We start from the raw sequence: 18,389 nt of genomic DNA, 5'->3' as shown, positions 1-18,389 counted from the left end.
GCGCTTCACACCTTCCGTAGCGAGATTCGGTAGAGATTCGTGTGTTGGAGCCGAAACTGTCTCACCGATGCGTCGAGGTACCTTTCGTAGACCGACACCTTTTCGGGGCCCACGATTTCTTCTGCCTCGGTCCGATTGCTGCGCAGCCTTTCGAGCCACGCCGAACAGGTGAGTGCGTAGTGTTCCCGATGGTTCAGCACCGACCTGATCTCGAACAGCTTCTCGGCAGCATGGGCTATCTCGGAGAGCCTCGGCGGATCCGACTCAGGGAATATGTGCTCGGCGATGAACAGGCAGTCACGCAGCCCTTGCTCGTCCATGAGGACGTTACCCTTGCCGATTGTCTGCAACGCCAAACCCGCTCCGGGATTGAGCCACTCGTAACACTTCTCGAAGAACCGTCGATACGCCGCGACTCTATCCGACCGCTTCCAACCGAATTTGACGAAGTGCTCCATGGCCCCGATCGAGATCGCTGCGTCATACCGTTGCTCTGGCTGGAAATCCGCCCAGTCCCGGACAAGCACTTCCAGACGAGGATCGCCGAGGCCCTCCACGTGGTGAGCCTGGGCCTCGCTCAAGGTCAGACCGGTGACATGTTGCACGCCGTGTTCGTCGACCATTCGTTGCATGCCCGAGCCCCACCCGCACCCGATGTCCAGCACGCGTTCGCAGCCCTTCGCGCCTGCCTCCGACACGAGATAATCGAGCTTTCGTGTCTGCGCGGCCGCGAGATCATCGGCTTGGCCGTCCCACAATGCACACGAATAAGTCATCGACTCGTCGAGCCAGAGTGAGTAGAACTTGTTGCTGATGTCGTAGTGGTGCTGAATCGACTTGGCGGATGCACCGCGCTCGCTTGTTGTTGTCATTTCCTCCCCTTCAATCGAATTATCCCCGCCTCGGCGTCGATGCGGGCGAATCTGCCGTGCCGGTACTGTTCGACACATGCCGCCCTGAGGTGTCCGTCATCCCGTGCTGTTCGAGCTCTCGCGCCAGGTCCGTCTGTTCGCCGATAAAGATGTGACCACGCCAGGCTTTCGGCAACGCCGTTCCAGTCCCGTTCGAATCGATGAACGTGAAGGCCGTTTCATCGGGCTGCACGCTGGCACGCTCGCGCAGCACGTCCACAAGGGAGGTCTCGATCACCCGCATCACGTTACTGCGGCAGTCGCCACCCCACTGCCGAAAGCCAAAGTTAGGTAGCCGACAGATTCTCGACTCGAACCGACGGGACACCGACCAACACTGCGACTTGCGACTTTAGCCTGATGTCTCGCTTTTCCGCCGCCGGGGCTGGCCGTGGACGCGTTTGCCGAGGGTGCTCCACATCGGACTTTCGGATCCGCACGTGACCGGGCGGCGAAGGCAGGTGTGCTAAACGGTGCGCGCCAGTCGCTCCGCGACCAGCCCGGCGAACTTGGCTGGATCGTCGGGTATGTCGCCTTCGGCGAGAAGCGCTGTGCCGTACAGCAGTTCAGCGGTTTCGGCCAGCTGACTCAGTCGAGAATCGTCGCCGCGGTTACCGTGCGCCGTTTGCAGCCCGGTGACGAGCGGGTGGTTCGGATTCAACTCGAGTATCCGCTTCGAGACCGGAACCGACTGTCCGGAGGCGCGGTACATGCGCGCCAGCGCCGGTGTGATGCCGAAAGTGGGGGTGATCAGGCACGCCGGCGACTCGGTCAGGCGCGTGGACAGCCGTACCTCGGAGATATGATCACTCAACGTCTCCTTCAGCCAGCCGAGCAGGTCCGCGAATTCCTTCTCTTGCTCCTCGCGCTCGGCCTCGCTTCGCTCCTTCTCCGAGTCGAGGTCGACTTCGCCTCTTGCCACCGACTGCAGCGGTTTGCCGTCGAATTCTGGCACCGACCCCACCCAGATCTCGTCGACCGGGTCGGTGAGCAGCAGCACCTCGTAGCCTTTCGCCCGGAACGCCTCCAGGTGAGGGGACTTCAGCAGTTGCTCACGTGACTGTCCGGTGGCGAAGAAGATCTGTTCCTGCCCCTCCTTCATGCGCTCGACATACTCGGCGAGCGTGGTGGGCTCCTCCTCGCTGTGCGTCGAGGCGAACGACGAGATCCGCAGCAGTGTGTCGCGGTTGTCGAAGTCCGACATCAAGCCCTCTTTGAGGACCGGTCCGAACTGCGTCCAGAACGTGCGGTAGTCCTCGGGACGCTCGGACTGCAGATCCTGGATCGTCGACAGGACTTTCTTCGTGAGCCGGCGGCGGATAGCGCTGACCTGCCGGTCCTGCTGCAGGATTTCGCGGGAAACGTTGAGCGACATGTCCGCTGCGTCGACGACCCCCTTGACGAAGCGCAGGTACCTGGGCATGAGCTCGTCGCAGTCACCCATGATGAAGACCCGCTTGACGTACAGCTGCACCCCGATCTTGGCGTCGCGGGTGAACAGGTCGAACGGTGCTTGTGACGGGATGAACAGCAGGGCCTGGTACTCGAAAGTGCCCTCGGCCCTCATCGCGATCACCTCGAGCGGATCGTCCCAGGCGTGCGCGATGTGCTTGTAGAACTCCTTGTACTCCTCCTCGGAGACCTCGTCTTTCGACTTGGCCCACAGGGCCTTCATCGAGTTGAGGGTTTGCTTTTCGACGGTGACGGTTTCTTCGCCGCCCTCCTCCGTCGGCGGGGTGCGCCGTTCGACCTGCATCCGGATCGGCCAGGAGATGAAGTCCGAGTACTTCTTGACCAGCTCGCGGATCTTCCACTCTGCGGTGTAGTCGTGCAGCTGGTCCTCGGCGTCTTCGGGTTTGAGGTGAAGGGTGACCGACGTGCCCTGCGGGGCGTCTTCGACGGATTCGATGGTGTAGGTCGCCTCACCGCTGGACACCCACCGGGTGGCTTCGCTCTCGCCCGCCTTGCGGGTGAGCAGCTCGACCTTGTCGGCCACCATGAACGTCGAATAGAAACCGATACCGAACTGACCGATCAGTTCCTCGGAGGCCGCCGCGTCCTTGGCTTCACGCAATTGCTGACGCAGCTGTCCTGTGCCCGACTTGGCCAGCGTGCCGATCAGGTCGACGACCTCGTCGTGCGTCATACCGATACCGTTGTCGCGAACGGTCAGCGTGCGCGCCTCCTTGTCCACCTCGATCTCGATGTGCAGATCCGAGGAGTCGACGTCGAGGTCCTTGTTGCGCAGGCTCTCCAGCCGCAATTTGTCCAGTGCATCGGAGGCATTCGAGATGAGCTCCCGCAGAAAGGAGTCTTTGTTCGAGTACACCGAGTGGATCAGCAAATCCAGCAGTTGGCGCGCTTCGGCCTGGAACTCCAACTGTTCGACGTGTGCAGTCATGTGCTTCCCGTTCGACAAGAGAACCTTCAGATTCCGGCACAGATGATAACGAGCGACTTTGCCCAGTGGCCGACGGACCGTCTGACGGCGAGTGCCGACCGGAAAAACCGTCAGTACGAGACGACACACCTACACAACACCTGCACACCGGCCATGAAACGGCCTGATTGTGCCTATTGTCTCTGCTGGTGCTACCTCGAGAACGGATTGGTCGGATTCCGAGACAACAGGCCGTGTGTGAAATTAGCGTTAGCGGTGTGACTGTATGCCAGGGCAAACCAATGCCGCCGAGGAAGCACGTGGCGGCGCCGTCGTCGCCGTCACTGCTGACCTCATAAGTGCAAGACGTTGAGCCGTCAAGGGGCCGGGGGCCACAGCAACCATTGCAATGCGGAGGGGAAATGACGTCATTCAAGAGCGTGGACGATTCGCTGTCAGGATCAGAGTCGGCCACGACTTCGTCCACGGTGGACCGCACACCAGTCACTCCGATTGCCGTCATCGGCATGTCCTGCCGGCTTCCGGGAGGCATCGACTCCCCGGAGCAGCTGTGGGACGCATTGCTGCGGGGCGATGATCTGATCACCGAAATTCCGGCCGACCGCTGGGACGCCGAGGAGTACTACGACCCCGAGCCGGGGGTCCCCGGTCGATCGGTGTCGAAGTGGGGCGCATTCCTCGATGATTTCGGCGGGTTCGATTCCGACTTCTTCGGAATCAGCGAGCGCGAGGCCACCGCGGTCGACCCACAGCATCGCCTATTGCTGGAAACCTCCTGGGAGGCAGTGGAGCACGCCGGCCTAAGCCCGGCACAGTTGGCCGGCTCACGCACCGGCGTGTATGTGGGTTTGACCCATGGCGACTACATACTTCTCGCCGCCGACGCCCACGCCCTGGAGGGACCCTACGGATTCCTGGGCAACAACTACAGCATGGCGTCCGGGCGGATCGCCTATGCCATGGACCTGCACGGTCCGGCGCTAACCGTCGACACTGCATGCTCGTCTGGCCTCGTCACTGTGCATATGGCATGTCGCAGCCTGCACGACGGCGAATGCGACGTCGCGCTCGCCGGCGGCGCCACGCTGTTGTTGGATCCACGGAAGTCCTCCGCGGGATCGGCTGGCGGAATGCTGTCCCCGACCGGCCATTGTCATGCGTTCGACGTCGAGGCGGACGGGTTCGCATCAGGGGAGGGTGCCGTCATGGTGCTCCTCAAGCGGTTGCCCGATGCGCTGCGTGATGGTGACCGGATCTTGGCCGTCGTGCGCGGAACGGCCCTGAACAACGACGGGCGCACGATCAACATCACCACACCGTCGCAACCCCTGCAGGTCAAGGCTTACCAGGCCGCATTGGCTGCGGCGGGTGTGGATCCGAACACGGTTGGCATGGTGGAGGCGCACGGCACGGGCACACCCACCGGCGATCCCATCGAATTCGGTAGCCTGGCCGAGGTTTACGGCATCGAGGGACCGTGTGCGCTCGCGGCGTCGAAGACTAACTTCGGGCATACCCAGTCGGCCTCGGGGACTTTGGGACTCGTGAAGGCCGTTCTGGCCGTGCAACACGGTGTCGTCCCACAGAACCTGCACTTCACCCAACTGCCCGACGAGCTAGCCCGTGTGGGCAGCAATCTCTTTGTGCCCAAGGAGAATACAGCCTGGCCAACCAACGGACAGGCGCCCCGGCGGGCCGCGGTTTCGGCGTACGGATTCTCTGGAACCAACGCCCACGCCATCGTGGAGCAAGCTCCCGGGACCCTCGCGACAGATGCGCAACGCAACGGGGCCGCCGAGCCGGCGACGACGGAGCCCCGGCTGTTCCCCCTGTCTTCAACCTCGGCCGAGGAACTGCGCCGAACCGCCGCACGCCTTGCCGACTGGGTACAGACACATGACGATGTGGCGTTGCCAGATCTCGGCTACACCCTGGCGCGTCGGCGCGCGCACCGCCCAGTGCGCACTGGCGTCATCGCGAGCAGTCGGCCAGAGCTCATCGGCGCTCTGCGGGAGCTCGCTGACGGCGATACTCCGTATGAGGCGGCAGTCGGACGCGATGACCGCGGGCCGGTGTGGGTGTTCTCCGGGCATGGGTCGCAATGGGCGGGGATGGGTGCTGACCTGCTGGCCAACGAGCCGGTGTTCGCCGCCACCATCGCCGCTATCGAGCCATTGATCTCCTCGGAGTCAGGATTTTCGGTGACCGAGGCGATGACGGCACCCGAAGCTGTGACCGGCGTTGATCGAGTGCAGCCGACCCTGTTCGCCATGCAGGTCGCGTTTGCCGCCACCATGAACTCCTACGGCGTGCGCCCGGGCGCGGTAATAGGGCACTCGTTGGGAGAGACCGCCGCAGCGGTGGTCGCCGGGGCGCTTTCGCTCGAAGACGGGGTCCGCGTCATTTGCCGCCGGTCGCGGCTGATGGCCCGCATCGCCGGCTCCGGTGCGATGGCGTCGGTGGTATTGCCGGCCCAGCAGGTGCTTTCCGAGCTGATGGCTCGCGGGATCAACGACGTCGTGATCGCGGTAGTCGCCTCCCCCGAGTCCACGGTAATCGGAGGCGTCCCCCAGACCGTGCGCGACCTGGTTGCTGAATGGGAGAAGCGCGACGTGATGGCCCGTGAGGTGGCGATCGACCTGGCGTCGCATACCCCACAGGTCGAACCCATCCTCAGTGACCTGTCCGAGGCGCTGCGCGAGCTCGCTCCGTGTACACCGGAGATTCCGTTCTACTCGACGAGTCTGTTCGACCCGCGCGAGCAGCCGACCTGCGATGCCCGCTATTGGGTGGACAATCTGCGGCGCACGGTGCGCTTCGCCGCGGCGGTGCAGGCAGCTATGGAGGACGGCTACCGGGTCTTCGCCGAGCTGGCGCCGCATCCCCTGCTCACCCATCCTCTCGAGCAGAACGCGCGCAGCCTCGATGTGCCGTTGGCCGCGCTGGCGAGCATGCGCCGGGAGCAAGAGCTGCCGCACGGCCTGCGGGGCTTTTTGACGGATCTGCACTGTGCGGGGGCAGCGGTCGATTTTTCAGTGCTCTATCCCCATGGGCGGCTGGTGGATGCGCCGCTGCCGACGTGGACGCACCGTCAGCTTCGGTTGAGCCGCGACGGTCAGGACAACTCACCGACGCACGGGGCACGCACGATTTCGATACATCCGCTATTGGGTGCGCATGTGCGATTGCAGGAAGAACCGGAACGCCACGTCTGGCAAGGGGAAGTCGGCACCGCCGACCAGCCCTGGTTGAGCGACCATCAGATCCGCAACGTGGCTATCCTTCCGGGAGCTGCCTACTGCGAGATGGCGCTGGCGGCCGCGCATGCTGTGCTCGGCGAGGCGACTGAAATCCGTGACATCCGCTTCGAGCAGGCGCTCCTGCTGGATCAGCAGACCACTGTCGGCTCATCGGCCTTGTTGTCGTCGCCGGGCGTCCTGGACTTCACCGTGGAGACAAACCAGGCGGGCGAACTAACACGGCAAGCTAGTGCCGTTCTACATGCCGCAGAGGATGAGCAGCCGCCCGCGCACGACACGTCTGCCCTACTTGCCGCGCATCCGAATCGTGAAGAGGGGGACGTGGTCCGCGAGCGGATGGACCAGCGTGGCGTCCAGTACGGTCCGGCGTTCGCCGGTCTCGGCGCCGTATACACGGGGGAAGCGGCCACCATGTTCGCCGAGGTTGCGCTGCCTCGCCAGATCCGGTCGCAGCAAGCAGCTTACGGCGTGCACCCCGCGCTGCTCGATGCCTGCTTCCAGTCCGTCGAGGCTCATCCCGATGTCCAGGCTCTTGGCGACGGCGTGCTCGGCCTTCCGCTGGGTATCCGTCGACTCCGGTCTTATGTCGCTGCACGCGATGCCCACTACTGCCTCACCCGGGTGACTAAAGCCGACACCACCGGAGTGGAGGCCGACATTGAGGTGCTCGATGAGCATGGGGCAGTCATGCTCGCCGTTGAGGGCTTGCAATTGGGCACTGGAGCCGACGAGAAGGACAACAAAGGTCGCATTCTGGCCGAGAGGCTGCTGACCATCGAGTGGCAGCCTCGAGCATTGCCTGAGACGGAGTACGCCGAGGCAGGCACCTGGATGCTGATCAGTACCACCAACGCCGACCCGTTGGCCACCGCCTTGACCGATGTGCTGAAAAGCGCAGGAGCACAATGCACGAGCATGTGCTGGCCCCGGCAGGCCGATCACAGCTCGAATGCGCATCAGCTCAGGAACCATTTGCGCACCGGTGGAACCACTGGCGTGGTGATCTTCACGGGGCCCAGAAACGGCGACGCCGAGGACCAGTCTCCGCGCCTGGGCCGCGAATACGTAGAGCATCTGGTGCGTATCACCCGCGAATTGCCCGAGGTTGCGGGGGAACCTCCCCGCCTGTACGTCGTGACTCGCAACGCCCAGACCGTCGAAGCAGGAGACCGACCCAATCTCGAGTTAGCTGGGTTGCGAGGCCTCGTGCGGGTGATCGGCACTGAGCATCCGCACTTGCGAGCCACCCAGATCGACGTGGACGCCGCGACTGACGCCGAGCAGTTGGCACAGCAATTCCTCGGCGAGGCCGAAGAAGACGAGACGGCCTGGCGGGGCGGCCAATGGTACGTCGCGCGTTTGTACCCCACGCCGTTGCGTCCCGAAGACCGGAAGACCACCATTGTCAACAATGAGCACGATGGTATGCGTCTGAAGGTCAGGACGCCTGGAGATCTCGAGTCGGCGGAACTCGTTGTGTGTCAGCGTGTTTCGCCTGGACCCGGAGAGATAGAGGTCGCAGTAACTGCGTCTAGCATCAACTTCGCCGACGTGCTGATCGCGTTCGGCCGCTACCCGTCCCTCGAGGGGCGACTGCCAGAACCGGGAACAGATTTCGCCGGGGTGGTGACCGCGGTGGGACCCGGCGTCGCCGAGCACAAGGTCGGCGACCACGTCGGCGGCCTCTCCCCCAACGGCTGCTGGGCCACATTCATCACCTGTGATGCCAATCTCGCCGTCACGCTGCCAGTCGGCCTATCCGACGCGGACGCCGCCGCGGTGACCACAGCGACCGCCACGGCCTGGTACGGCCTACATGATCTGGCCCGTATCAAGAGAGGCGACAAGGTGCTGATCCATTCCGCAACCGGCGGGGTCGGCCAGGCGGCGATTGCGATCGCCCGCTCCGCGGGTGCTGAGATCTTCGCCACCGCAGGCAGTGAGCAGCGTCGGCAGTTATTGCGCGACATGGGTATTGAGCACGTCTACGACTCGCGCAGCGTCGAGTTCGCCGATGAGATTCGCCGCGACACCGAGGGGTATGGGGTCGACATCGTGCTCAACTCGGTCATCGGCGCAGCGCAACGCGCGGGCGTCGAATTGCTGGCCTTCGGTGGACGGTTCGTCGAGATCGGCAAGCGCGACATCTACGGCGACACCAAGCTGGGGTTATTCCCGTTCCGGCGCAATCTCACGTTCTATGCGCTCGATCTGGCGTTGCTGTCGTTCAGCCATCCGGATCGGCTTCGGGATCTGTTGGCGACGGTGTACAAGCTCACCGCGGACGGCGTGCTGCCGATGCCGGAGAGCACGCACTACCCGCTTGCCGATGCCGCCACCGCCATCCGGGTGATGAGCGCCGCGCAGCACACCGGCAAACTCATCCTCGACATTCCGCGTGCCGGGAGCAGCAGCGCCGTGCTCCCGCCGGAACAGGCTCGAGTCTTCCGCGACGACGGTGCTTACATCATCACTGGCGGTTTGGGTGGTCTGGGGTTGTTCCTCGCCGAGAAGATGGCCGGGGGCGGGTGCGGTCGAATCGTGCTCACCTCGCGCTCCCAGCCGGATCTCAAAACGCTGGAAACGATCGCCCTCATCCGCTCGATCGGCGCCGACGTGGTGGTGGAGTGTGGCGATATCACCGATCCCGAAACGGCAGACCGCGTGGTGGCAACGGCGACGGCCACCGGGCTACCGGTGCGCGGTGTGCTGCACGCCGCCGCGGTGATCGAGGATGCCACACTGACCAACATCACCGACGAGCTCATCGACCGTGACTGGGCCCCAAAGGTTTACGGTGCCTGGAATTTGCACAAGGCCACCGCCGACCAGCCATTGGACTGGTTCTGCTCGTTCTCCTCGGCGGCTGCGCTGGTGGGTTCGCCCGGGCAGGGCGCCTACGCCGCGGCGAACAGCTGGCTGGATGCGTTCACTCATTGGCGGCAGGTTCAGGGCCTTCCCGCCACTGCGATCGCATGGGGCGCGTGGGGCCAGATCGGTGCCGCCACCGCCTTGGCGGAGGGTGCCGGCGTTGCCATCACGCCCGATGAGGGCGCGTACGCGTTCGAAGCGCTGCTGCGCCACAACCGCGCTTACACCGGTTACGCACCCATCATGGGAACCCCATGGTTGACCGCGTTCGCGCAGCACAGCCCGTTCGCCGAAGCGTTCCGCAACACCGGGCAAGGCGCAGCAGGTTCGAGCAAGTTTCGCGCCGAGCTCGAGGAGCTGCCGGTTGACGATTGGCCTGCCCTACTGCGACGGGTGATCTCCGACCAGGTCAGCCTGATCCTGCGTCGCAACGTCGACCCGGACCGTCCGCTGGCCGAGTACGGCATGGACTCGCTGGGCGCGCTCGAGCTGCGCACGCGCATCGAGACGGAAACGGGGCTACGGATCACCTCCACCAACATGACGGCGACCATTCGCGATTTGGCAACGGAGCTTTGCGACAAGCTGGTGCCGGCGGAAGCCGCCGACGTCGAGGTGTCGGCTTAGTCCGATCTCGAACGCTGTGCGCGCCGTCAGTATTGGATGAAACAGTTCGCTTTTCGTGGCAGGTTCTCGGTCCAATAGGCGCAAACTTCGGTGCGCAGCGAGAAGCGAGAAGGCCAGCAGGAGTTGGTACGCCGGAACACTTGGCAGACGCTGCTGCCGGGAGACGGCATCGGCTGACCACGCGTCAGCGGCAACGCCTGGTTATTCGACCGCTCCCGGCTCCGCTGCCGCCGTTGTCTCAGTTATCGGATGTATCGGATGCTCCGCCCGCCGCCAGCCTGTCGCGCAGACTCTTCGGCCGGATATCGGGCCAGTTCTGTTCGATGTAGTCCAAACACGCAGCTCGGTCCGCCTCACCGAAAACCACGCGCCAACCGGCCGGAACGTCGGCGAATGTGGGCCATAGGCTGTGTTGCTCCTCGTCGTTGACCAAGACGAAGAAGCTGCCATTTTCGTCGTCGAACGGATTGACGCTCACGAGTTCTCCAGACCATCTAGTCGATATGTGTGGAACCGTTCCAAACGATACTGAAGGCTGACGCGGTCGCTCCGCAGGGTTCCGAGGTGATGGTAACTTGCGGCAGTTCAGCGTCAACCGGCACGTCAACTCTTCTCGCGCGAACGAGCAGCGAACCGGATGCGTGCGCGCCACGCCGTGCCGGCTTCGAGACCCCCCGACGAATCGGTGGACCCCACCTTGGCGAATAATGACAATTCGCCGGCACAGCTGCGTGGCGGCTGCGTACGCGCTTCGAATGTTCGCTAACCGTGCCTAATCGTGACGGCGTCAAGGAGAGCCCGTGAATTCCACTTCCAGAAGGTTGACGGCGAAGTTTGCTGAATCCGTCGTGCACGGGTTGATTCTTTTCCTGGCAGCAGGCACGTTCGATTACTGGCAAGCGTGGGTCTTTCTCGCCGTATACAACCTTGCCGGATGGATTCCGAGCGTCTATTTGATGCGAACCAATCCCGATGCTTTTGAGCGCCGTATGCGAGGGCCGACCGCGGAGACTCGAATAGCGCAGAAAATTCTCATCATCGGCTGGCTCTTGTCGGTGCCGGCAGCCTTCGTAGTCAGCGGCTTGGACCATCGCTTCGGCTGGTCGCATGTACCGACCGCGATCTGTTTGGTTGGTGACGTGCTGGTAGCCGTCGGACTGCTCCTGGTGACGGTGGTCGCAGTTCAGAACAGCTATGCGGCAGCCAACGTACAAGTCGAGGGAGGCCAGAAGATCGTCTCTGAGGGCCTGTACGGGATGGTGCGGCATCCGATGTACACCGGCAGCATGATCATGATGATCGGCATCCCCCTTGCGCTCGGTTCCTACTGGGGACTTGTCACCGTCGTACTTGCGGGGATATCCCTCGCCTTGCGAATCCGGGATGAGGAAAAGATGCTGCGGGAAGAGCTAGAGGGATACCGCGACTACACGCAGAAGGTCCGCTATCGCCTAGTGCCATGCGTCTGGTGAATTGACGACACCTTCAGCCTGAGCCAAGCTGCGGCTTCCGCAGCGGCACAAGCAAATTGATTGACAGCGCCTGGGCCCCCGCTTTCTATTCCAATGAACCGGCGATGTCTGCGAGCTGCTTACTCAAGCTTCTGACCGACGGCGCGTTGAAGAGGCTGGTGACCCCAAGCTGGACATCGAGGGCTGCGTTGATCGCGGCGATCAGCCGCATCGCGGCAAGCGAATCTCCGCCGGTCTCGAAGAATGACTCGTCGACGCCGACGCGGTCCACACCCAGGGCCTTCGCGAAGATGTCGGACAAAAGCCACTCGAGAGGGGTGGTCGGGGCGCAATACTCTCCGGCTGCGCCGGAGTATTCGGATGCCGACGCCTTGGCCGTCATCGCCTGACTCGAAATCCTCCGGTCAGCATTCTCATCGAGGTGGTCGTCTTCGATCGCAGGGATCAGACCAGTCGACGAAAGCCGCTGTGCGGGATCGTCGATCATCGTCAAAAGGATCCGCTGCAACTGCTCAATCAGGGCCTCGATGTCGGCCATGGTGAAGATATCGGTGCGGAATTGAACGTGAAGTCCCAGTTCGCGCCCCGGTTGTGCCTGCACCGCAAGCGGGTAGTGGTAGTAGTCCCGTGCCGCCAAGTCGGTGATGACCAAGTCATGGCCGCTCGACAACGCTGCACTGTCCACGGGGTAGTTCTCGTACACGAAGACCGTGTCGAACAGCTTGTCGTGACCGGTGAGGCGGTGGATTTCGGCCAGTCCCAGGTGCTGATGCTCGTAGGTGTGGCTGTGCATTATTTGCAGCTGCGCGAGCAAATCGCTGGTGGTGGTCGCGGGCGTGAGACTCGCGCGCACCGGCACCGTGTTGATCAGAAGTCCCGCAATCGATTCGGCGCCGGCCAACTCGGCGGGCCGCCCGGAGACCACAGCGCCCAGCGCAACATCCTGCTTGCCGGTCATAGAGCTCAGCAGCAGGGTCCAGGCAGCCTGGAGCACTGTGCTGACTGTGGTTTGGTGTGAGCGGGCCAGCTCGCCAAGAGCGTGTGTGGTTTGTTCCGGCACCCGGAACTCCGCAATTGTGCGCGGCCCCAGTCCCAACCGATCCGGCGGCGCGACCATGGTCGGGTTCTTGAAACCGGCCAACACCGCAGCCCAGGCATTACGGGCGGCTTGCAGATCCCGCTCGGCCAGCCAGGTGCAGAACGCTCGATACGGCGCAGGCTCGGGCAGTCGCTGCCCGTAATAGCCGGCCATGATCTCTTGTAGCAGGATCGGCATCGACCAGCCGTCGAGCACTATGTGGTGATTAGTCAGCACCAACCGGTGCTGCTCTGCGGTGATGCGGGCCAACGCCACCCGGAAAGGCGGCTGGTCCGCAAGATCGCACACGGCGGCGCGCTCGGCAATGCATAGGCGCTGCATCTGCTCGTCAACGTCGACCTCCCTCGCGCTCAGGTCGACATAGCGCCACGGCACGGCCGGATCAGCGGGGATGAGCTGAACCGGCTCGTCGTATTGGGCGCAGAAGTGGGCTACCACGTTCGGATGGCGGGTGACGACGGCGTGCACCGCATCACGCAGCCGCAGCGGCTCCAGCGGACCGGCGACCGTGAGATCCAGTTGCACCGCATACACATCATCGCCGTCGCCCTGCGCGGTGCTGGCGTGGAACAGCAGCCCTTGCTGCAGCGGAGTCAACGGCAACACGTCGGCAACCGCATGGCGCTGGCAGATCTCGTCGAGCTGAGGCTGGCTCAGCCGGGCGGGCGCGATGTCCGATGGGGTCAACCCGCCGCCGCCGGCGCGCACATGCGCGCAGATACCCGCCAGCGCCTCGAACCACAACCGGCTCAGTCGCTCAACTTGTGTGGCATTCAGCGCCGACGGGGCCCAAGTCCAGTCGGCGTGCAACTGCGGGCCGCTGTCGGTGTCGGCAGTGGCGGCGTTGAGCTCCAAGGTGTGCGCCAGCGGCAGAGGCAACGCGGTGACCGCTCCTGTCAACGCCAGGCCTTCGGGGCTGATCCGCCATGCGTCGTCCGAGGTTTCGCCCGCCGCACCCAACCGGCCCAGATAGTTGAACCCGAGCACCGGATCCGACCCGGCCAAGTTCACGTTGGGGTTCAGATACCGCAGCAGCCCGTAGGTCACCCCGTCCGGGAGGCCACGCAGTTGCTCTTTGGCGTCCTTGACCACCGCCCCCAGCGTCGCATCACCGGTGCTGACCTGGCCCCAGTCCAGTCCACCCACGGCCAAGGCGACCGGATAAAGGGCCGTGAACCAGCCCACGGTGCGCGACAGGTCCACATTGGAGGAAAGCTCCTCAGCACGGCCGTGGCCCTCCACATCGATCACGATCGACGAATCACCTATGTCGCAGAACTCCGCTGCCGCCAATCCGAACGCAATCAGCAAGATTTCGTGGATCCCGGCATGGAACGCCGTCGGCACCTCCCCCAACAGCATTTGGGTGGTCTCGACATCCAGTGACACCGACAGGCGTCCAGCCGTATCGAATGTGTCCAGCGCGGGTTGCACCGCTGGCAACGCGGGCGAGGCGGCGGCCACCTGTCGCCATATGTCGGCCTGCGCGACGACTTCCGGGCTGTGGGCGTACTCGGCCAGCTGTGCCGACCATCGGGCAAACGACGTCCCATTCGACGGCAGCGTAATCGGCTGCCCATTGCGGTGCTGAGCCCAGCCAATGTTGAGGTCTTCCAACAGGATTCGCCAGGACACCCCATCCACGGCCAGATGGTGGCCGATCAACGCCAACTGTCCGGTCGCACTCGCCCACACTGCGGCCAGCATCACTCCCGCTGCCGGGTTCAGCTGCGACCGCGCCTCCACCAATTCGGCCTCGGACAGCACGTCGACGGTTCGCAGGTAATCGCGCACATCGACCGTCCCAGGCTCGGGCACCGTAAGCACCCACCCTCCGGCGCCATCATCCTCGACAAGCAGGCGCAACGTCGCATGCCGATCTACCAGAGCCTGCAACAGCGCAACCACGTCGGATTGGCTGACCCCGGCCGGAGCCTGCACCGCAACGGTCTGGTTGAACTCATCGATCGGCCCCTGCATGCCCTGCAGCCACCGCATGATCGGGGTTGCCACCACGGGCCCGACACCCTCATCGACGACGTCAGTCGCACCGTCAATTACCTCGGCCACCCGCGCCAATCGGGCCACGGTCTGCTCGGCGAAAACATCACGCGGCCGGCATAACACACCCGCGGCCCGTGCCCGGGCCACTACTTGCATCGACAAGATGCTGTCGCCACCCAGCTCGAAGAACGACTCGTCGACCCCGACGCGCTCCACACCCAACACCTCGGAGTAGATGCCGGCCAGTACTTCCTCGACCGCGTTGGACGGGCCGCGATACTGACCGGTGCCGCTGTATTCGGGCGCCGGCAGAGCGCGGGTGTCGAGCTTTCCGTTGACCGTCAACGGAAGCGCGGCCAACACCACCACCGCGGTCGGCACCATGTAGCCCGGCAACCGCTCCGCCAAGGCAGCGCGTACGCCGTTCGGGTCCACCGCCGCGCCGGGCGTCTCGGTCACATAACCCACCAGCCGCTTGTTGCCGGGGCGGTCCTCGCGGGCGATCACGACCGCCTGATCCACGCCGTCGCAGCCGGCCAATGCGGCCTGGACCTCACCCAGCTCGATGCGGTACCCGCGAACCTTGACCTGCTCATCTGCACGGCCCAAGTACCGCAGTTGCCCATCACGGCCCCACGACACCAGATCCCCGGTGCGGTACATGCGTGTTGCGGCCGTCCCAGCACCGACGAACGGACACGCCACGAACCGCGTGGCGGTCAATGCAGCCCGGCCTATGTAACCGCATGCCAGACCCTCACCGGCCACATACAGCTCGCCGACGACCCCGGCCGGCACCGGACGCAACCAGCCATCCAGCACAAACAACGCCGCCCCTGGGACCGGCGCACCGATCGGCGGCGCACCCGACCCGGGCATCAGCGGCGCGCTGAGCATGACGACCATCGTCGTCTCAGTTGGGCCGAAGGCGTTGATCATCACCCGGCCTGGCGCCCACCGATCCACCAACTCCGGCGGGCAAGCCTCACCGGCGACCACCAATGCCATCCCGTCCAACCCCTGCGGGGACAACACTGCCGCCGCCGACGGGGTCTGAGTGAGCACATTGACCTGCTCTTCGACCAACAAGGCGTGCAAGTCCTCCGACGAGCGGGTCACCGAGTCGGGCACCACCACCACCCGACCGCCGTGTAGCAGCGGACCCCAGGTCTCCCAGATGGAGGTGTCGAAACCGTAGGAATGACACTGCGTCCAGACCCCCGCCACCGGCAGGTACGCGCCCAGGCTTTCCAGCAGCTGGGTGACGTTGTGATGGGTGGTGGCCACGCCCTTGGGCACACCCGTGGTGCCCGAGGTGTAGATCAAGTAGGCGAGGTCATTCGGGGACGGCTCCGGTAGCGCGGTATCGGGCTGGGCATCGACAGCCGGGTCGGCGATATCGATGACCAACAGCTCATGGCCGGCCAGCCGGTGGGCCAGACTCTCGGTGGTCAGCGCGGCGATCGGCGAGGCGTCGGCGAGCACAAACCCGATCCGCGCATCGGGGTGCGCCGGATCGATCGGCACATAGGCCGCGCCGGTCTTGAGCACCCCCAGCATCGCCACGGCCGCCTCGGCTGAGCGCTCCAGCAGCAACGCCACCCGCTGCCCGGGACCCACCCCGCGTGCAGCAAGGAAGTAGGCCCACCTGTTGCCGGCCTCCTCCAGCTGGCGATACGTCCACGAGCGGCCCTGACAGGTCAGCGCCACCGCCTCCGGCGTACGGGCTACCTGTGCGCCGAACCGCGCCGGAATCGAGGCCGCTGGCAGCGCAGGCGCGGTCAACGCCGCCCGGTTACCCCAGCTTTCCATCCGGGCATGCTCATGCTCATCGAGCAGATCGATCGACGACAGCCGCCGTCCCGGGTCGGCCGTCATGAGGCGAAGAATCCGCTGCAACCGCTCGACCAACGCCTCGATGCTGGTCGCGTCGAACACGTCGGTGCGGAACTCGACATGCCCACCGATCCCGCCGGGTTCCCCGGCCTCGGTGAACTGCTCGCCCAACGAGAACGTCAGGTCCATGCGGGCGGTGTGGGTGTCGGCCGGCATCGGGGTGACCTCTACATCACCGAGTCGCAGTTCGCCGGCGGCGTTGTTCTGCCAGGCCAGCGACACCTGCACCAGCGGGTGATGATTCAGGCTGCGGGTGGGGTTGAGCCGCTCCACAAGCACCTCGAACGGCACGTCCTGATGCTCGAAAGCGGCCAGGCTGCGCTGCCGCACCTGCTCCAGCACCTCGGCGACCGTCGGATCGCCCGCGACGTCCACCCGCAGCACCAGCGTGTTGACGAAGAAACCGACCAATTCGTCCAGCGCGCGGTCGCGTCGGCCGGCAATCGGGAAGCCCACTGCCACATCGGAACTCGTGCTGAGCTTGGCCAGCAGCACCGCCAGAGCGGCCTGCATCACCATGAAACTGGTCGCGCCGTGCGCACCGGCCAGCCGGGCGATCGCTTGCTGCACCTGGACCGGCCACTGCACGGCGACGTTGGCGCCGCGATAGTCGGCCACCTGCGGGTAGGGCCGATCAGTGGGCAGCTGCACCCGCTCGGGCATATCGGCCAGCGCATGCCGCCAGTAGGCCAGCTGCGCAGCGATGCGACTGTCCGGATCGGCCAGGTCGCCGAGCTGCTCGCGCTGCCACAACGCGTAGTCGACATACTGCACCGGCAGCGGCGCCCAGTCGGGCGCGTGTCCCGCGCACCGGGCGGCATACGCCGCGCTCAGATCGCCCACCAGTGGAGCGATCGACCAGCCGTCAGCAGCGATGTGGTGCACCACCGCCACCAGCACGTGCTCATTCTCGCCGAGCTTGAAAAGCGTTGCCCGCAACGGAATCTCAGCGGCCAAATCGAACGGGCGGCGCGCCACCGCGCCGACGGCCTCCTCCAGTTGACTCTGCTGCCAACCGGTGGCATCGACAACCTGCCACCCCACCTCGACGTCCTCGACCGGCATCACCAACTGCTCGGGGATTCCGCCAGGCGCCAGGAACCGCGTGCGCAAACTCTCATGACGCGTCACCACGTCAACCAGCGCCGCAGCCAACGCTTCAGCGTCCAGGCGCCCGTGCAACTGCAACGCCACGGCCAAGTTGTAAACCGCTGAGGGGCCCTGCAACTGATCGAGGAGCCACAACCGGTTCTGGGCGAACGACAACGGCACCACCGCCGGGCGCTCCACCGGCACCAACGGCTCCAGTCCGTCGCCCTCGCCGATGCGCGGCGCCAACTCGGCCACGGTGGCTGTCTCGAACAAGGCACGCACCGACAAACCCGCATCCAAAGACTTGTTGACAGCTGCGACCACCCGCATCGCCGACAGCGAATCGCCGCCTAGTTCGAAGAACGAGTCGTCCACACCGACCCGTTCCAACCCGAGAACCTGGGCATAGATGCCGGCCAAGACCTCCTCGGCGAGTCCGGACGGAGCCCGATAGCGATCGGTGTCGGTGTACTCAGGCGCCGGCAAAGCGCGTCTGTCGAGCTTGCCGTTGACCGTCAGCGGCAGCGCATCGAGGACCACCACAGCGGTCGGCACCATGTAGCCGGGCAGGCGCTCGCCCAACACCGCCCGGATCTCGGCCGGTTCGGCCGTCCCGGTCACATAACCCACCAGCCGCTTGTCACCGGGGCGGTCCTCGCGCACGACCACCGCCGCCTGGTCCACCCCGGCGCAGCCGGCCAACGCCGCCTGAATCTCACCGAGTTCGATGCGATACCCGCGGATCTTGACCTGATC

At 64.6% G+C, this 18,389-nt stretch carries 6 protein-coding genes and 1 pseudogene (1 of these 7 only partly in view); 2 read left to right on the top strand and 5 right to left on the bottom strand.

Annotation, left to right across the window (positions count from 1 at the left end; all coding sequences use genetic code 11):
* Nucleotides 1–5: 5 nt before the first annotated feature.
* The 3 genes and pseudogenes from G6N18_RS20495 to htpG form a co-directional block, all read right to left on the bottom strand.
* The gene (locus G6N18_RS20495) at nucleotides 6–950 is read right to left on the bottom strand and encodes an SAM-dependent methyltransferase (protein WP_244960064.1); all 945 of its coding nucleotides are present in this window, start codon (nucleotides 948–950) and stop codon (nucleotides 6–8) included.
* A 16-nt stretch (nucleotides 951–966) separates the two neighbouring features.
* A pseudogene (locus tag G6N18_RS20490) lies at nucleotides 967–1,155 on the bottom strand (acyl-CoA synthetase); the annotation flags it as partial.
* A 222-nt stretch (nucleotides 1,156–1,377) separates the two neighbouring features.
* Nucleotides 1,378–3,312 (bottom strand): molecular chaperone HtpG, encoded by a 1,935-nt coding sequence (htpG, locus tag G6N18_RS20485; RefSeq protein ID WP_083002237.1) that lies wholly within the window; start codon nucleotides 3,310–3,312, stop codon nucleotides 1,378–1,380.
* A 401-nt stretch (nucleotides 3,313–3,713) separates the two neighbouring features.
* On the opposite strand from htpG, the gene pks2 reads away from it, so the two are divergent.
* The gene (gene pks2, locus G6N18_RS20480) at nucleotides 3,714–10,070 is read left to right on the top strand and encodes a sulfolipid-1 biosynthesis phthioceranic/hydroxyphthioceranic acid synthase (RefSeq protein WP_083002234.1); all 6,357 of its coding nucleotides are present in this window, start codon (nucleotides 3,714–3,716) and stop codon (nucleotides 10,068–10,070) included.
* Nucleotides 10,071–10,308: 238 nt separating this feature from the next.
* Here pks2 and G6N18_RS20475 read toward each other — a convergent pair whose 3' ends face one another.
* Nucleotides 10,309–10,548: an MbtH family protein gene (locus G6N18_RS20475; RefSeq protein ID WP_083002232.1), complete on the bottom strand. Its 240-nt coding sequence runs from the start codon at nucleotides 10,546–10,548 to the stop codon at nucleotides 10,309–10,311.
* Nucleotides 10,549–10,870: 322 nt separating this feature from the next.
* Here G6N18_RS20475 and G6N18_RS20470 point away from each other — a divergent pair, with 322 nt between their 5' ends.
* Nucleotides 10,871–11,542 carry a methyltransferase family protein gene (locus G6N18_RS20470; RefSeq protein WP_083002229.1) on the top strand — a complete coding sequence of 224 codons (672 nt, stop codon included), beginning with the start codon at nucleotides 10,871–10,873 and terminating at the stop codon, nucleotides 11,540–11,542.
* Nucleotides 11,543–11,627: 85 nt separating this feature from the next.
* Here the strand turns inward: G6N18_RS20470 and G6N18_RS20465 are convergent, their stop codons facing one another.
* On the bottom strand, nucleotides 11,628–18,389 hold the end of the coding sequence (locus G6N18_RS20465; RefSeq protein ID WP_234806163.1) for a non-ribosomal peptide synthase/polyketide synthase. The gene runs 13,440 nt beyond the window's last position; only the last 6,762 of its 20,202 coding nucleotides appear in the window; its start codon lies beyond the right edge, outside the window; it ends in the stop codon at nucleotides 11,628–11,630.

Source organism: Mycolicibacterium celeriflavum, from assembly GCF_010731795.1.
GTDB classification, from domain to species: domain Bacteria; phylum Actinomycetota; class Actinomycetes; order Mycobacteriales; family Mycobacteriaceae; genus Mycobacterium; species Mycobacterium celeriflavum.
Note: the sequence above shows the minus strand (reverse complement) of the source record. Positions and strands in the feature narration are given on the sequence as shown.

Coding starts and splice junctions, on each gene's coding strand:
- G6N18_RS20495 (WP_244960064.1), bottom strand. CDS start 950: ATGTGTCGAACAGTACCGGCACGGCAGATTCGCCCGCATCGACGCCGA.
- htpG (WP_083002237.1), bottom strand. CDS start 3,312: ATGACTGCACACGTCGAACAGTTGGAGTTCCAGGCCGAAGCGCGCCAA.
- pks2 (WP_083002234.1), top strand. CDS start 3,714: ATGACGTCATTCAAGAGCGTGGACGATTCGCTGTCAGGATCAGAGTCG.